Genomic DNA, 16,170 nt, shown 5'->3' with positions numbered 1-16,170 from the left:
ATGCTCTTCATGGTGATCGAACGCTTCAAAGACCGGGACCCCATTCCGGTCTATCGCCGCGTCCGCGACGAAGGCGTCAAATTCCCGGACGGCCTGAAATATCACGGCAGCTGGATCGAGCCGAATTTCGACCGCTGCTTCCAGCTGATGGAATGCGACGACGCCCGCCTGCTGCAGGAATGGGTGCTGAACTGCCAGGGCAATGGCATGACCTTCGAGATCGTGCCTGTGGTGCCCAGCAAGGAGACGCGCGAGGTCGTCGCGCCCTTCCTCGACCGGAGCTGAGCGCTACGTAGCCGGACCCTCGTCCTGTTCCGCCTGTGCCAGCTCGGCCAGCGCGAGATCCCCGGTGTCGGCGAGCCGGGCCTTGGCGGTGGTGTGGACGTGATCGGCCAGCGTCGGCATGCGCGCGATCAGGGCGTGGAAATCCTGGGCGTCGAGCACCAGGAGGCGCGTCTTGCGCGTCGCGGTCACCGTGCCGCTGCGTTTTGTCTTGTGCAGCAGCGCGATCTCGCCGAAGAAGGTGCCGTCGGCAAGCCGCACGTGCTGGCTCGGCAGCGCGATCTCGACCTCGCCGGCGGTGATGAAGTACATCGACGATGCCGTATCCCCCCGTCGCACCAGGATCTCGCCCTGCTCGACCGTGCGCGCGCGCAACAGCCGCATGATGTCGGCGATCTCCGCGGCCGAAAGATGCGAGAACAGCGGCACCCGCGCCAGCATGCCCCAGGTGACGACGAAGTCGCGCCGCTTCACCTCTTCGGCGAAGGCGGTGGAGATGATCGCAACCGGCAGCGCGATCATCGCAAAGCCCGAGATGATGGCGAAGGTCGAGACGAGCTTGCCGAGCGGCGTCACCGGCACGACGTCGCCATAGCCGACGGTGCCGAGCGTCACGATCGCCCACCACATCGCCTGCGGGATGGTGCCGAGCTTGTCCGGCTGCACGTCGCGCTCGATAGCGTAGAGCAGCGAGGCGAACGTCAGCACCGCGCCGATCAGAATCACGATGCAGCCGATCAGCGCGCGCCGCTCGGCATGCACGGCGGCGAGCAGCGAGCGCATCGCCGGCGAATAGCGGATCAGCTTGAAGAACGGCAGCATGCCGAGGGCTGCCAGCGTCGCGTGCCGGCCGGTGGCGAGCACGATTGCTCCAGGCAGGAACGCCATGAGGTCGATGATGCCGAGCGTCGACAAGGCATAGCCGAGCCGGTCGGACAGTGCCGAGCCCTTGCGCTGGGTGTGTCCCGCCACGGTCCATAGCCGCGCCAGATATTCCAGCGCGAACACCATCAGGGACAGGATGGTGACGGCCTCGAACAGCGTGCCGAATTGCGCGTCGAGCTCCGGCACCGAGGTGAGGATCATCGTGACGACGTTGAGCACGATGACGCCGATGATGAACTTGATGAAGCGCGACCCGGCCGAATAGGCCAGCGGGTCGTGCTCCAGCAATTCGTAGAGGCGATCCCGAAGATCGGGATCGCGAAGCCCACGTCCTCGCGGAACGGGGCGCATGATCTTCAAGCGCCTGCCATCGCTTTTTCGATCGCGGCCAGCGCCTCGGTCGCCTTGGCCCCATCGGGGCCGCCGGCCTGCGCCATGTCCGGCCGGCCGCCGCCGCCCTTGCCGCCAAGCGCCTCGGAGGCGACGCGCACGAGGTTCACGGCGTTGAAGCGCGAAACGAGGTCCTGCGTGACGCCGACCACGACGCCAGCCTTGCCATCCCCGGTGACGCCGACGATGGCGACCACGCCGGAGCCGATCTGCTTCTTGGCCTCGTCCGCGAGGCTCTTGAGATCCTTCATCTCGATGCCCTCGACCGCGCGCGCCATCAGCTTGACGTCGCCGACCTCACGCACGCCGCTCGCTGCGCCGTTGCCGCCGGCCGAAGCGCCGCCGCCCATCGCCAGCTTCTTGCGGGCGTCGGACAATTCGCGCTCGAGCTTCTTGCGCTCCTCCATCAGGGCTGTGATGCGCGCCGGCACGTCGTCGATCGAGGTGCGCAGCTCGTTCGCCGCGGTCTTCGCCAGCGCCATGGTGTCGTTGGCATGCCGGCGCGCGTAATTGCCGGTCAGTGCCTCGATGCGGCGCACGCCGGAGGCCACCGCGCTCTCGCCGGTGAGCGTGATCAGGCCGATATCGCCGGTGCGCCTGACATGAGTGCCGCCGCAGAGCTCGACCGACCAGCCGAGCGCGTTGGCGCCGCGCTCGCGCGCGGTCCGGCCCATGGAGACGACGCGGACCTCGTCGCCATATTTCTCGCCGAACAGCGCGCGCGCGCCGGCCTCGCGGGCCTCGTCGACGCCCATGACGCGCGTGGTGACCTCGTCGTTCTCCAGCACTACGTCGTTGGCGATGTCCTCGACGCGGGCAAGCTCCTCGGCCGTGATCGGCTTCGGATGCACGAAGTCGAAGCGCAGCCTATCAGGCGCGACCATCGAGCCGCGCTGGGCGATGTGGTCGCCGAGCACCTGGCGCAGCGCCTCGTGAATGAGATGCGTCGCCGAGTGATGTGCGCGGATCGAGGAGCGCCTGGAATGATCGACCTCGAGCTGCAGCGCGGTGCCGAGCTTCAGCTCGCCTTGCTCGACCTTGCCGATATGGACGAAGAGATCGCCGAGCTTCTTCTGCGTGTCGGTGACGCGGAACTTGATGCCGCCCTCGCCCGTGAGCACGCCGGTGTCGCCGACTTGGCCGCCGGACTCCGCGTAGAACGGCGTCTGGTTCAGCACGATCGCGCCCGTCTCGCCGGCCTTGAGGCCCGTCACCTCGGCGCCATCTTTCACCAGCGCGGACACCACGCCTTCGGCGCTCTCGGTCTCGTAGCCGAGGAATTCGGTCGCCCCCAGCTTCTCGCGCAACGGGAACCAGATCGCCTCGGAGGCCGCCTCGCCGGACCCCTTCCAGGACTCGCGCGCCTTGGCCTTCTGCCGCTCCATCGCGTCGGTGAACGCGGCCTGATCGACGCCGATGCCGCGCGACTTCAGCGCGTCCTGCGTCAGGTCGAGCGGGAAGCCATAGGTGTCGTACAGCGTGAAGGCGACGTCGCCGTCGAACATGTCGCCCTTCTTCAGGGACGCGCTCTTCTCGTCGAGGATGGCGAGGCCGCGCGACAGCGTCTTGCGGAAGCGGGTCTCTTCCAGGCGCAGCGTTTCCTCGATCAGATTCTCCGCGCGCATCAGATCGGGATAGGCCTGGCCCATCTCGCGCACCAGCGCCCAGACCAGCCGATGCATCAGCGGCTCTTTCGCGCCCAGCAGCTGCGCATGGCGCATCGCGCGGCGCATGATCCGGCGCAGCACATAGCCGCGGCCCTCGTTCGAGGGCAGCACGCCGTCGGCGACCAGGAAGGCGGACGAGCGCAAATGGTCGGCGATGACGCGGAACGAGGCGACGTTCTGCTCGGTCGGCCCGCTGCCGAGCGCGGACGAGGTCGCGTCGATCAGATGGCGGAACAGGTCGGTCTCGAACACGCTCTCGACGCCCTGCATGATGCAGGCCATGCGCTCCAGGCCCATGCCGGTGTCGATCGAGGGACGCGGCAGATCAACGCGCTCCTCTTTCGTCACCTGCTCGTATTGCATGAACACGAGATTCCAGAATTCGAGGAAACGATCGCCGTCCTCTTCCGGCGAGCCCGGAGGGCCGCCCCAGATGTGCTCGCCGCGGTCGATGAAGATCTCCGAGCACGGGCCGCACGGGCCGGTGTCGCCCATCGCCCAGAAATTGTCCGAGGTCGGAATGCGGATGATGCGGTCGTCGGAGAAGCCGGCGATCTTCTTCCAGAGCCCATGCGCCTCGTCGTCGGTGTGGTAGACCGTGACCAGCAGCTTGTCCTTGTTGAGCCCGAAATCCTTCGTGATCAGCTTCCAGGCGAGCTCGATCGCGCGCTCCTTGAAGTAATCGCCGAACGAGAAGTTGCCGAGCATCTCGAAGAAGGTGAGATGGCGCGCGGTGTAGCCGACATTGTCGAGGTCGTTGTGCTTGCCGCCGGCGCGCACGCATTTCTGCGAGGTGGTGGCGCGCTGATAGGGCCGCTTCTCGACGCCGGTGAAGACGTTCTTGAACTGCACCATGCCGGCATTGGTGAACATCAAGGTCGGGTCGTTGCGCGGCACCAATGGCGAGGACGGCACGATCTCGTGGCCGTTCTCGGCAAAGAAGTTCAGAAAGGTCGACCTGATCTCGTTGACGCCGCTCATGTTCATCCAATCGGGTGTGCTAGAGCATGATCCGGAAAAGTGTGAAGCGGTTTTCCGAAAGATCATGCTCAAACAAAGAGCTAAAGCGCGACAACTCTCATCGCGCTTTAGGACCCGCTACTCGCCATCCAAACCGGAACGTTAAGGCTGATATCTGCGGGCCAAAGCGCTTTTAGACAAGGCCAGCTTTCCTGTCCAGAAACTGTGCAAGGAGATGTGCAAGCAGATCAGAGGGTTGCCGCAGGCGCGTCGTCCCGTATTCAATCCCGTTGAAAGGCATCGATGCCGCGTTGACAGGCTTGGCCGCCCTGTGGTCTGTACCCATCTGTATCGTACGGCCACGTCGGGAGAGACCGGCTTTAGGCAGCCGGCGCCGAAGGAGCAACCGCCCCGGAAACTCTCAGGCAAAAGGACCGCGTGGCTTTGACAGCATCTGGAAAGAGGCGCTGACGGGTGTAGACCCGGACCAGCGTCCGCCGACGGGATAATACTCTCAGGCACAGCGACAGATGGGGCTTCGACTGGTTTGTCTCGGGGAATCGTCCCCGGGGAACCGCCGAGGGCCCCTGAGATGCTTGCACGCGACGACCAAGACTCCCTGAAACGTACGCCCCTTCATGGGCTTCATGTCTCCCTGGGCGGCAAGATGGTGCCGTTCGCGGGCTATGACATGCCCGTGCAATACCCCGCCGGCGTGCTGAAGGAGCACCTCCATACCCGGGCCTCCGCGGGCCTGTTCGACGTCTCCCACATGGGCCAGATCGCGCTTCGGCCGAAATCCGGCAAGGTCGAGGACGCCGCCCGCGCGCTGGAGCGGCTGGTGCCGCAGGACATCTTGGCGATCGCGCCGGGGCGGCAGCGCTACGCCCAGTTCACCAATGAAGACGGCGGCATTCTCGACGATCTCATGGTCGCCAATTTCGGCGATCACCTGTTCCTGGTCGTCAATGCCGCCTGCAAGGACGCCGACGAGGCGCATCTGCGCGCGAATCTCTCCGAGGACTGCATCGTCGATTCGCTCGCCGACCGCGCGCTGATCGCGCTGCAGGGCCCGAAGGCGGAAGCGGCGCTGGCGAAATTGTGTGCAGCGACGCCCGCCATGAAGTTCATGGATTCGGGCCCGCATGAGGTTGCCGGTCTCGCTTGCTTCGTGTCGCGCTCGGGCTACACCGGCGAGGACGGGTTCGAGATCTCGGTCCCCGCTGCGGACGCCGAGCGCCTCGCCAAGACGCTGCTCGAAAACCCCGACGTGCTGCCGATCGGCCTCGGGGCCCGCGACAGCCTGCGGCTGGAAGCCGGGCTCTGCCTCTACGGCCACGACATCGACACCGCCACCACGCCGGTCGAGGCCGCGCTGGAATGGTCGGTGCAGAAGAGCCGCCGCAGCGGCGGCGCGCGCGCCGGCGGCTTTCCCGGCGCGGAGAAGATTCTCGCCCATTTCGATCGGGGCGCATCCCGCCGCCGTGTCGGCCTGCGCGCGGAAGGGCGCGCACCGGTGCGCGAAGGCGCGCGGCTGTTTGCGGATGAGGCGGGCGGCGAGCCGATCGGACAAGTCACCTCGGGCGGCTTCGGCCCGAGCCTGAGTGCGCCGGTCGCAATGGGTTACGTGCCAACGCCTCTCGCCGCACTCGGCACGAAACTGTTCGCCGAGGTGCGCGGCCAGCACCTGCCGCTCACTGTTGCCGCAATGCCCTTCGTCAAGAACACCTACAAACGCTGAGGATTCGAAATGACCACGACGCTGTACACCTCCGACCACGAATGGCTGGCGATCGACGGCGATGTCGCCACGGTCGGTATCACCGACTACGCCCAGCAGCAGCTCGGCGACGTCGTATTCGTCGAGCTTCCCAAGGTCGGCCGGAGCTTGAAGAAGGCGGAAGCCGCCGCCGTCGTCGAGTCCGTCAAGGCGGCCTCGGACGTGTACGCGCCAATCTCCGGCGAAGTGCTCGAGACCAATGCGGAGCTCGCGGCCGAGCCGGCACTGGTGAACTCGGACGCGCAGGGCAAGGCCTGGTTCTTCAAGCTCAGGATTGCCGACAAGAGCGAGCTCGGCGGCCTCATGGATGAAGCCGCGTACAAGGCACATACGGCTTGAGGACGATGGAGCAAGCGATGACCGCGCACCGCAAGACCAACGGCGACACCGCCGCAAGTTTCGTTCGCCGCCACATTGGCCCCTCCGCGCGTGATGTCACCGCAATGCTGGAGGCCGTCGGCGCCAGGAGCGTCGATGCGCTGATGGCGGAGACACTGCCGGCCTCGATCCGGCAGGCCGCCCCGCTCGATCTCGGCAAGCCCTTGAGCGAGACCGAGGCGATCGCGCACATGACGGAGCTTGCGCGTCAGAACCAGGTCTTCACCTCGCTGATCGGCCAAGGCTATTCCGGCACGATCCTGCCCGCGGTGATCCAGCGCAACATCCTGGAGAATCCGGCCTGGTACACGGCTTACACGCCCTACCAGCCGGAGATCAGCCAGGGCCGGCTGGAAGCGCTGCTCAACTTCCAGACCATGATCTGCGACCTCACCGGGCTCGACGTCGCCAACGCCTCGCTGCTCGACGAGGCCACCGCCGCGGCGGAAGCGATGGCGCTGGCGGAGCGGCACTCGCAGGTGAAGGCGCAAGCCTTCTTCGTTGACAAGGATGTGCATCCCCAGACGCTGGCCGTGATGCGCACCCGCGCCGAGCCGCTCGGCTGGAATTTGATTGTCGGCGACCCCCTCACCGATCTCGACAAGGCCGACGTGCTCGGCGCGCTGCTGCAATACCCCGGCTCTTCCGGCGCATTGCGCGACCTCCGGCCCGCGATTGCCACGCTGAAGGCCAAGGGCGCGCTCGCGATCGTGGCCGCCGACCTGCTGGCGCTCACCCTGCTCGCCTCGCCCGGCGAGCTCGGCGCCGACATCGCGATCGGCTCGGCGCAGCGCTTTGGCGTGCCGATGGGCTATGGCGGGCCGCACGCGGCCTATATGGCGGTGCGCGATGCGCTGAAGCGCTCGCTGCCCGGCCGCATCGTCGGCCTCTCCGTGGATTCCCGCGGCGCACCTGCCTATCGGCTCGCGCTGCAGACCCGCGAGCAGCACATCCGCCGCGAGAAGGCGACCTCCAACATCTGCACCGCGCAGGTGCTGCTCGCCGTGATCGCCTCGATGTATGCGGTTTATCACGGCCCCGAAGGCCTGACCCAGATCGCGCGCAATGTGCATCGCCGCGCCGCCGTGCTGGCCGCCGGCCTGCGCAAGCTCGGCTTCGCACCGCAATCCGACAGCTTCTTCGACACGCTCAGCGTCGATGCCGGCGCCAGGCGCGCCGAAATCGTCGCGCGTGCGGCGGCCGAGAAGATCAATCTCGGCGTTGGCGAGACGAACCTGCGCATCGCGCTTGACGAGACCACCACGCCTGCGACGGTCGAAGCGGTCTGGCGCGCCTTCGGCGGCAATCTCGCCTATGCCGAGTTAGATGCGACCACGCGCGAAGCGCTGCCGGAGGCGCTGAAGCGCACCACCGCGTTCCTCACCCATCCCGTGTTCCACGCGCACCGCTCGGAGACCGAGATGCTGCGCTACATGCGCAAGCTCAGTGACCGCGACCTCGCGCTCGACCGCGCCATGATCCCGCTGGGATCCTGCACCATGAAGCTGAACGCGACCACCGAGATGATGCCGCTGACCTGGCCGGAGTTTGCATCGCTGCATCCGTTCGTCCCGCGCGAGCAGGCGAGCGGCTATCACGCGCTGTTCGCGCGGCTGGAAAAATGGCTGTGCGACATCACCGGCTACGACGCGATCTCGCTGCAGCCGAATTCGGGCGCGCAAGGCGAATATGCCGGATTGCTCGCGATCCGCGGCTATCACGCCGCGCGCGGCGAGGCACACCGCAAGATCTGCCTGATCCCCTCCTCCGCCCACGGCACCAACCCGGCCTCGGCCGCGATGGTCGGCATGGAGGTGGTGGTGGTCGCCTGCGAGAAGAACGGCGACGTCGACGTCAATGATCTCCGCGCCAAGGCGGAGAAACATTCCAATGATCTCGCCGCGGTCATGATCACCTATCCCTCGACCCACGGCGTGTTCGAGGAGCACATCCGAGAGATCTGCGACATCGTGCATGGCCATGGCGGCCAGGTGTATCTCGACGGCGCCAATCTCAACGCGCAGGTCGGCCTCAGCCGGCCCGGCGATTACGGCGCCGATGTCAGCCATCTCAACCTGCACAAGACCTTCTGCATCCCGCATGGCGGCGGCGGCCCGGGCATGGGCCCGATCGGCGTCAAGGCGCATCTGGCGCCGTTCCTTCCCGGTCACCCCGCGACGAATGGCGACGCTCCGGTCGGCCCGGTCTCGGCCGCGCCGTTCGGCTCGGCCTCGATCCTGACCATCTCCTACATCTACATCCTGATGATGGGCGGCGACGGTCTGAAGCGCGCCACCGAGATCGCGATCCTCAACGCCAACTACATCGCAGCGCGCCTCGATGCGCACTTCCCGGTGCTCTACAAGAACGCCAAGGGCCGCGTCGCGCATGAATGCATCGTCGATCCGCGTCCGTTGAAGACGACCTCAGGCGTCACCGTGGACGACATCGCAAAGCGCCTGATCGATTACGGCTTCCACGCGCCGACCATGAGCTTCCCGGTGCCGGGCACGCTGATGATCGAGCCGACCGAGTCGGAATCCAAGGCCGAGCTGGATCGTTTTTGCGACGCCATGATCGCGATCCGCAAGGAGATCGCCGAGGTCGAGGCCGGCCGCTTCAAGATCGAGGCCTCGCCGCTGCGTCACGCCCCGCACACCGTGCACGACATCGCGGACGACGCGTGGGCGCGCGCCTATACCCGCAGCGAAGGTTGCTTCCCCGCGGGCACTTCGCGCACCGACAAATACTGGAGCCCCGTGGGCCGCGTCGACAACGTCTATGGCGACCGCAATCTGGTGTGCTCCTGCCCGCCGGTGAGCGACTACGCAGAAGCGGCGGAGTAAGGCCGCGACGAAGGTCTCGTAGAGTGGGCAAAGCGCAAGCGTGCCCACCACCTTTGCATGACGTGAAAGATCGTGGGCACGGCACTGCGCGCCTTTGCCCACCCTACGGCACTATCTCCACAGACATAAACAGTGGTGGATTACACCTTCGGCTAATCCACCCTACGGCCTGCCCTACGGCGCAACCAACGATCGGCTTTCGCGATCCCATCGCCACAGCCGCTCGTTGCTGAGCTCAGTCCCGCCCCACCAGCGATAGATCCGGTTGTGGCGCCACATATCGTCCTCGCGTGCAAGAATTGAACGTCCGAATTCGGTCAGCGTGACCTTCCACTCGCTCCTGCCGAAGTAGCGATCCTCGTTGTCGAACGCCGAATCACCCAACAGGACCACCGGCGCCGGATGTGCCCCCAATTCGAGCAACGCATCGCCCGCGTCGTTTTCGTCGAGCACATCGCGTATCCACCTCGCCTCGGTGACATGCCTCGGGTTGGTATGCCCATCGTTCACAAAGTCCAGAATATCCATTTCGGTGGCACCGAGCCCGGTCACGCTGTCCGGAAGCTCTTCGAGCAAAGCAATGAGCGCCGGTCGAAGTCCCGGCAGGATCGTCAAATCCGTCATCAGCAAATCGAAACAGGATTGTGGCGTCTCAGCCTGATAGGCCTGCCAGGCGCGGCTTGCCATCGCGAAATGGTTGTCGGTCACCTTGAAGGCCGGCAGCTTCCATTTTGCGATAGACTCGGGAGCATAATTCGCAACCTGATCGTCCGTATGCACAAGGCTGAGCTTCGTGGTGACCTCCTTGTAGGGGCGGAGAAGGTCCAGCAGCCAGACCAGCACGAGCTGATCATTGGCTTTAGGGTCGACCCATATTTCAATTGAGTCGAACTTTGCGCACAGCTCGAAGAAACCGATATCGCGCGTGCCGAAGCCGTCGAGCGAGCCACAGCGAGCGTGATCAAGCCAATGGTCGCCCGGATTGCAGTGCCTGTCCGACCGACGTTTCAGCCCCATCGAAAGCTGCTCTTGGGAAGGCAATTTCCTCCAGACGAAGCGCGAAGAGAAACCAAGCACGACGTTCGCCAGGCGCGACTGGCGAAGAGCGTCCTCCGCGCGGTCGTTCGTCGTCAGGATCAAATGGGACACGATTGCCCTCTCGAAATTGTTGCGCAATACGGGAGCACACGAGTTAGTCAGGCGCAATCAACGCGTGGTTCTCGGCGTCCCACCGCCACAGCCGCTCGCTCGTGAGGAACGTACCGCCCCACCAGCGTCGGATCGGGTTGTGACGCCGAAAATCCTCCCGACCTTCCAGAACCGCCTTGCCGAATTCGGTCAGCGACAGCCGACTCCGGCGATAGGCGGCGTTGCGGCCTCGCGTGTTGTCCGGATCGAGTGTCAGCAGCTTGCCGTCCAGCCCTGCAATCGCAGGTACCGGGCCGAATGCGAGCCCTTCGAGCAGCGCGCCCAACTCCCAGGGATCGAACACACGAACCTCAGGCGTGCCTGGCCGAAACAGCTCATCGGCGCGACTGCGTCCGCTTGCGATCAGTTCGAGAAGCCGCGTCTCGGTCGCTCCCAGTCCCGTCACCGGCGACGGCAGTTCCGAGAGCAGGTCTTCCATGGCCGGCTTCAGAAAAGACAGCTTGCCGAGCGGCCTGTCGAGCAGCGCGGCGCAAAGCTCGGGTGTCGGCGCGCGGTAGGCCTCCCACGCCAGAGTTGCGATCTCGACGTCGCTTTCCGCAACATCGAGCTGCTCCACGTCACGATGACGAAGCTCTGCTGGATCTGCTCCCCGTAGACTGAAATCGACGTGTCGAAGTCTCAGATTCTCCGTCAGTGACGGCCTGAAACGCAGGTAATCGAGGATCCAGATCAACTGCAATTGGCTGTTGGGTTCAGGATCAAACCACAACTCGATGAGATCGACCGCGTAATTCTCGCATATCCAGAGCAACGCCCCTGCCCGATCCTGGCGCCTGATGAGAGGCGATTGGCGCACGGGGACACAATCTGACCAGTGCATTTCGTCGATCAACGTCCTGAATTCGCGCCAGCCGAGATAGCGGATGAGGTGGTCAGGCGTTGGAAGCGGCCCCGAAACAAAGCGATAGATGAAGGGGATGACCATGTCGGCGCGATCGGCATAGGTAAGACCGACGCCGGACGAACTGGTCAGGATCATACGCTTCAACTCGCGCGCTCCCCAAAACGAAACGGGCACCGAAGACGTCGGCAACTCAACGTCCTCAGCGCCCGCTCCTCGCGAAAAACTCTTCGCGTTAAGGCTTACTCCTCCGCCGGCTCCTCGCCGTCGGCGTCGCGCTCCGGCGTGCCGGCGAGAATCTGCTCGGCGATCAGGCCGGAGTTCTGGCGGATCGAGGTCTCGATCTTGGCGGTGATGTCGGGGTTGGCCTTCAGGAATGCTTTCGAGTTCTCGCGGCCCTGGCCGAGGCGCTGGCTGTCGTAGGAGAACCAGGCGCCGGATTTCTCGACGATGCCGGCCTTGACGCCGAGGTCGAGGATCTCGCCCATCTTGGAAACGCCCTCGCCGTACATGATGTCGAACTCGACCTGCTTGAAGGGCGGCGCCAGCTTGTTCTTCACCACCTTGACACGGGTGGTGTTGCCGACCACTTCGTCGCGCTCCTTGATCGCGCCGATGCGGCGGATGTCGAGGCGGACGGAAGCGTAGAACTTCAAGGCGTTGCCGCCGGTGGTGGTCTCGGGCGAGCCGTACATCACACCGATCTTCATGCGGATCTGGTTGATGAAGATCACCATGGTGTTGGACTTGTTGATGGAGGCCGTCAGCTTGCGCAGCGCCTGGCTCATCAGACGGGCCTGCAGACCCGGTAGCGCATCGCCCATCTCGCCTTCGAGCTCGGCCTTCGGCACCAGGGCGGCAACCGAATCGATCACCAGCACGTCCACCGCACCCGAGCGCACCAGCGTGTCGCAGATCTCCAGCGCCTGCTCGCCGGTGTCCGGCTGCGAGATCAGGAGCTCGTCGATGTTGACGCCGAGCTTGCGGGCATAGACCGGATCGAGTGCGTGCTCGGCGTCGATGAAGGCGCAGATGCCGCCCTTCTTCTGCGCTTCCGCCACCGTATGCAGCGCCAGCGTGGTCTTGCCCGAGGATTCCGGCCCGTAGATCTCGACGATGCGCCCCTTGGGCAGGCCGCCGATGCCGAGCGCGATATCCAGCCCGAGCGAGCCCGACGACACCGCCTCGATGTCCATGGACCGGTCGTTCTTGCCAAGCTTCATCACCGAGCCCTTGCCGAACTGACGCTCGATCTGGGAGAGCGCGGCGGCCAGAGCTTTACTCTTGTCCATGGAGGATCCTTCGACGATACGCAGGGCAGTTGCGGACATTGGGTCGTGCTCCTTATGGCGAGGATTCGCGTGAGGGACAAACGGTTGCGAGGCAGCTCGGCGATAAAAGCAATGTACCCCATTTGTTCCTGGTTCGCAATATGTTCTTTTCGGATTTGGGCCCCCGCCGTCCCGCCCTGTGCGCACAATTGGACAGACGCAGCTCTCTCGCTGCGCCCTAATGCGCCATCACCGCACAGGCCGTGGCTGCTATCGGTGACCAGAACGCCGATTGCGCTCCGGCCCTTCCTCGCACGGACAGGAGCGTGCCATGTTCAAGCGGCGACGGTTCAAGCAACAACTGACCCTTCAAGACCGGCTCTCCGCATGGGTGAAGCAGGTCAAGGAGGACGCCGACCGGCTGCCTCCCGGTCCTGAAAGGGACGCACTCCTCAAGAAGGCGCGCCAGGCCGAGATGGCAAACCATCTGCACGAATGGGTCAAATCCCCAGGGCTGCAACCGCCGAAATAGCCGCGCAGGCGCGGGCGCCCTCCCCAGCCGAAGCCGATGCGCATCGACGACGCATGTCCGGTCGCCGCCATAAATCCGCAATCCTGCGGCACCGAACCTTTTCGCGGTCTTAGGCCTTCTCCAGGGATGAGACCGCAACTCCGGGGACGGCAGTCATGACGGACAACGAGTATCGCGAAACGACCAGGCGCAAACCTCTGCGGGAGGCGGCGCATGAAGAGATGATCAAGTTCGAGCACAGGGAAAACGAGTTCCGCAGGAAGGATCGCCTGGAGCGCGCCAGCGAGCTCCATCTTCCCCTCAACGAAATCAAGGTTCACTAGAGCATTTTCGGTTCTGATTGAATCAGAACCGAAGCTCTAGATTCTTGTTTTGACGCGTTTTCTTCACGCGAACCGGTGTCCACTTCGCTCGAAAACGCTCTAGCAGTCTGCTGAAAAACTATCGTTTTTGTCGGAGTTTCGTGATTCACTGATTTGCATTGGATCTCGGAGGCTGGGGATGCGTGGCAAGTTCGAGGATCAGGGTGGACTGTTCTCGTATGTTTTGCCTGAGGCGCTGGTTCCGAAGGACCACCCGTTGCGCAAGATACGAGATCTTGTACGTGCCGTTCTGAGCGATCTGAACCGGACATTGAGCGGGCTGTATTCGAAGGAAGGTCGTCCTTCGATCCCGCCCGAGCAGTTGTTGAGTGCTCTGCTGCTGCAGGCCTTTTATGGCATCCGCTCGGAACGACAGCTGATGGAACAGCTGGACTATAATTTGCTGTATCGTTGGTTCGTGGGGCTTTCGCCGGATGATCCGGTCTGGGACCCGACAACGTTTACGAAGAACCGTGCCCGGTTGGAGAACGGCGAGGTGTTCGCCAAGTTCATGGCGAAGCTTCTGAACCATCCGGATGTGAAGCCCCTGTTGTCGAGCGAGCACTTCTCGGTGGATGGCACGCTGATCGAGGCCTGGGCTTCACAGAAGAGCTTTCGCCCCAAGGACGGCAGCGGCGACGATGATGACGGCGCCAACTTCCATGGCCAGAAGCGCAAGAACGACACCCATGCGAGCACCAGCGACCCTGACAGCCGGCTCTATCGCAAGGCGGCCGGGCGAGAGGCCAGGCTTTGCTATATGGGCCACGCCACCATGGAGAACCGGCACGGGCTGGCGGTAGCCGGCAAGGTCACGCATGCCAATGGTACCGCCGAACGCCGGGCTTCAGAGGCGATGCTGAAGGCGAGACGCAAAGCCGCAGGCCGCCGCATCACCGCCGGTGAGGACAAGGCGTACGATACGGCCGAGCATGTCGACAATCTTCGTGCCATCGGCGTGACGCCGCATGTGACCCAGAACCAGGCCGTCACCAAAACCGGCAAGACCCGCAACAGCGCCATCGACGAGCGCACAACGCGGCACCCGGGCTACAGCATGTCCCAGTCACGGCGGGCGATGGTCGAGTGCATCTTCGGATGGGGCAAGCAGCATGGCACCATGCGCAAGACCAAACATCGGGGCATCGCTCGCGTCGCCGCCGACTTCCTGCTCAATCTGATTGCCTACAACCTCGTCCGGATACCCAAGCTCGTCGCAGGTTGAGGTCGCCGATCGGAGAGGCAATCGCCGCTCCGACATCAAACTTCCGACCAAGGTCCAACCCAAACGCCAATCAGCAACGAATTTGCCGGTTTTTCAGCAGACTGCTAAAGTGCACGGGGTGTTTTCCCAGCTTTCGCTCGGCCCACGCGACGGTACGCCAGCGCAAGCAAAGAGGGCCGCCCTTTCGGACGGCCCTCTCGTTCCAGTCAATGCGAGCCCGCTTACTCCGCGGCCTGCTTCTGCGGCGGGTCGAGCGCGCCGGACTTGTGGATGTCGGCGACCTGGTGATCGCTGAAGCCGAGCACCGTGCGCAGGATCTCGTCGGTGTGCTCGCCGAGCAGCGGGGAGCGCTGCACATCGCTCGGGCTATCCGACAGCTTGATCGGGTTGCCGACCGAGAGGTACTTGCCGCGGGTGGGATGGTCGACCTCGACCACGGTGCCGGTCGCGCGCAGCGACTGGTCTTCGGCGAGCTCCTTCATCGACAGGATCGGGCCGCAGGGGATGTCGTCCTTGTTGAGGATCTCCATCGCCTCGAACTTGGTCTTGGTCATCGTCCACTGCTCGATGCGGGAAAAGATCTCGTTGAGGCGCGGCAGGCGGGCTGCCGGCTTGGCGTAGTTCGGATCGGTCTTCCAGGTGGGCTCGCCGATCACGTCGCAGATCTTCTCCCAGACCGGGGCCTGGGTGATGAAGTAGATGTAGGCGTTGGGGTCCGTCTCCCAGCCCTTGCACTTCAGGATGCGGCCGGGCTGGCCGCCGCCGGAATCGTTGCCGGCGCGCGGCACGGCATCGCCGAACGGAATGCCTTCGCCGAACTGGCTGTATTCCTTGAGCGGGCCGTGGGCGAGGCGCTGCTGGTCGCGCAGCTTGACGCGGGACAGGTTGAGCACGCCGTCCTGCATCGCAGCCGTGACGCGCTGGCCCTTGCCCGAATGCGTGCGCTGATAGAGCGCGGTGACGATGCCGAGCGCCAGATGCAGGCCGGTGCCGGAATCGCCGATTTGCGCACCGGTGACGAGCGGCAGGCCGTCGCGGAAGCCGGTGGTGGAGGCGGCGCCGCCGGTGCACTGGGCGACGTTCTCATAGACCTTGCAGTCTTCGTAGGGGCCGGGGCCAAAGCCCTTGATCGAGGCGACGATCATCTTCGGGTTGATCTGCTGGATCTTCTCCCAGGGGAAGCCCATGCGGTCGAGCACGCCGGGGCCGAAATTCTCCACCAGCACGTCGCACTTCTTGATCAGCTCGGTGAGGACTTCCTTGCCCTTGGGATTCTTGGTGTCGAGCGTGATCGAGCGCTTGTTGTGGTTGAGCATGGTGAAATACAGGCTGTCCACGTTCGGGATGTCCTGCAGCTGGCCGCGGGTGATGTCACCCACGCCCGGGCGTTCCACCTTGATCACGTCGGCGCCGAACCATGCCAGCAGCTGCGTGCAGGTCGGGCCTGACTGAACGTGGGTGAAGTCGAGAATGCGAACGCCCTCGAGCGCTTTGGTCATTGTGTTGCTCCGTACTCTGTCTGCCCCTGCGAACCACAGGGAT

General features: G+C 64.4%; 13 protein-coding genes and 1 riboswitch. Of the genes, 7 read left to right on the top strand and 6 right to left on the bottom strand.

The window, feature by feature from the left end; all coding sequences use genetic code 11:
- Nucleotides 1-285, top strand: a complete 285-nt coding sequence (locus tag TSA1_RS12545) for a DUF3303 domain-containing protein (protein WP_100176641.1) — start codon at nt 1-3, stop codon at nt 283-285.
- 3 nt (nt 286-288) lie between these two features.
- On the opposite strand, the gene TSA1_RS12540 is transcribed toward TSA1_RS12545, so the two are convergent.
- Nucleotides 289-1,518, bottom strand: a complete 1,230-nt coding sequence (locus tag TSA1_RS12540) for a cyclic nucleotide-gated ion channel (RefSeq protein WP_100181094.1) — start codon at nt 1,516-1,518, stop codon at nt 289-291.
- Between the two features lie 5 nt (nt 1,519-1,523).
- Nucleotides 1,524-4,205 carry an alanine--tRNA ligase gene (alaS, locus tag TSA1_RS12535; RefSeq protein WP_174718874.1) on the bottom strand — a complete coding sequence of 894 codons (2,682 nt, stop codon included), beginning with the start codon at nt 4,203-4,205 and terminating at the stop codon, nt 1,524-1,526.
- Nucleotides 4,206-4,539: 334 nt separating this feature from the next.
- Nucleotides 4,540-4,630: riboswitch (glycine riboswitch) on the top strand.
- A 146-nt stretch (nt 4,631-4,776) separates the two neighbouring features.
- Here alaS and gcvT point away from each other — a divergent pair.
- Genes gcvT through gcvP form a run of 3 tightly spaced genes read left to right on the top strand, consistent with a single transcriptional unit; the run spans nt 4,777 to nt 9,188 of the window.
- Entirely contained in the window at nt 4,777-5,925 is a 1,149-nt protein-coding gene (gene gcvT / locus TSA1_RS12530; protein ID WP_100176639.1) for a glycine cleavage system aminomethyltransferase GcvT, read from the top strand.
- Nucleotides 5,926-5,934: 9 nt separating this feature from the next.
- Entirely contained in the window at nt 5,935-6,303 is a 369-nt protein-coding gene (gene gcvH / locus TSA1_RS12525; RefSeq protein ID WP_100176638.1) for a glycine cleavage system protein GcvH, read from the top strand.
- 17 nt (nt 6,304-6,320) lie between these two features.
- Nucleotides 6,321-9,188, top strand: coding sequence for an aminomethyl-transferring glycine dehydrogenase (gcvP, locus tag TSA1_RS12520; RefSeq protein ID WP_100181093.1), 2,868 nt, complete (start codon nt 6,321-6,323; stop codon nt 9,186-9,188).
- A gap of 174 nt (nt 9,189-9,362) precedes the next feature.
- On the opposite strand, the gene TSA1_RS12515 is transcribed toward gcvP, so the two are convergent.
- From TSA1_RS12515 to recA, 3 genes are all read right to left on the bottom strand, one after another.
- The gene (locus TSA1_RS12515) at nt 9,363-10,337 is read right to left on the bottom strand and encodes a hypothetical protein (protein ID WP_245448224.1); all 975 of its coding nucleotides are present in this window, start codon (nt 10,335-10,337) and stop codon (nt 9,363-9,365) included.
- Nucleotides 10,338-10,380: 43 nt separating this feature from the next.
- Nucleotides 10,381-11,376: a hypothetical protein gene (locus tag TSA1_RS12510; RefSeq protein ID WP_245448546.1), complete on the bottom strand. Its 996-nt coding sequence runs from the start codon at nt 11,374-11,376 to the stop codon at nt 10,381-10,383.
- A gap of 104 nt (nt 11,377-11,480) precedes the next feature.
- Nucleotides 11,481-12,569, bottom strand: a complete 1,089-nt coding sequence (recA, locus tag TSA1_RS12505; RefSeq protein ID WP_100176636.1) for a recombinase RecA — start codon at nt 12,567-12,569, stop codon at nt 11,481-11,483.
- A 271-nt stretch (nt 12,570-12,840) separates the two neighbouring features.
- Here recA and TSA1_RS12500 point away from each other — a divergent pair, with 271 nt between their 5' ends.
- From TSA1_RS12500 to TSA1_RS12485, 3 genes are all read left to right on the top strand, one after another.
- Nucleotides 12,841-13,041 (top strand): hypothetical protein, encoded by a 201-nt coding sequence (locus TSA1_RS12500; RefSeq protein WP_100176635.1) that lies wholly within the window; start codon nt 12,841-12,843, stop codon nt 13,039-13,041.
- A gap of 155 nt (nt 13,042-13,196) precedes the next feature.
- A complete protein-coding gene (locus tag TSA1_RS39640; RefSeq protein ID WP_100176634.1) occupies nt 13,197-13,364 on the top strand; it encodes a hypothetical protein in 168 nt (55 codons plus the stop codon).
- A 178-nt stretch (nt 13,365-13,542) separates the two neighbouring features.
- Nucleotides 13,543-14,628 carry an IS5 family transposase gene (locus tag TSA1_RS12485; RefSeq protein WP_100174552.1) on the top strand — a complete coding sequence of 362 codons (1,086 nt, stop codon included), beginning with the start codon at nt 13,543-13,545 and terminating at the stop codon, nt 14,626-14,628.
- 221 nt (nt 14,629-14,849) lie between these two features.
- On the opposite strand, the gene frc is transcribed toward TSA1_RS12485, so the two are convergent.
- A complete protein-coding gene (gene frc, locus TSA1_RS12480; RefSeq protein ID WP_100176633.1) occupies nt 14,850-16,127 on the bottom strand; it encodes a formyl-CoA transferase in 1,278 nt (425 codons plus the stop codon).
- Nucleotides 16,128-16,170 lie beyond the last annotated feature (43 nt).

It is taken from the genome of Bradyrhizobium nitroreducens (assembly GCF_002776695.1).
Classification (GTDB): Bacteria; Pseudomonadota; Alphaproteobacteria; order Rhizobiales; family Xanthobacteraceae; genus Bradyrhizobium; species Bradyrhizobium nitroreducens.
Note: the sequence above shows the minus strand (reverse complement) of the source record. Positions and strands in the feature narration are given on the sequence as shown.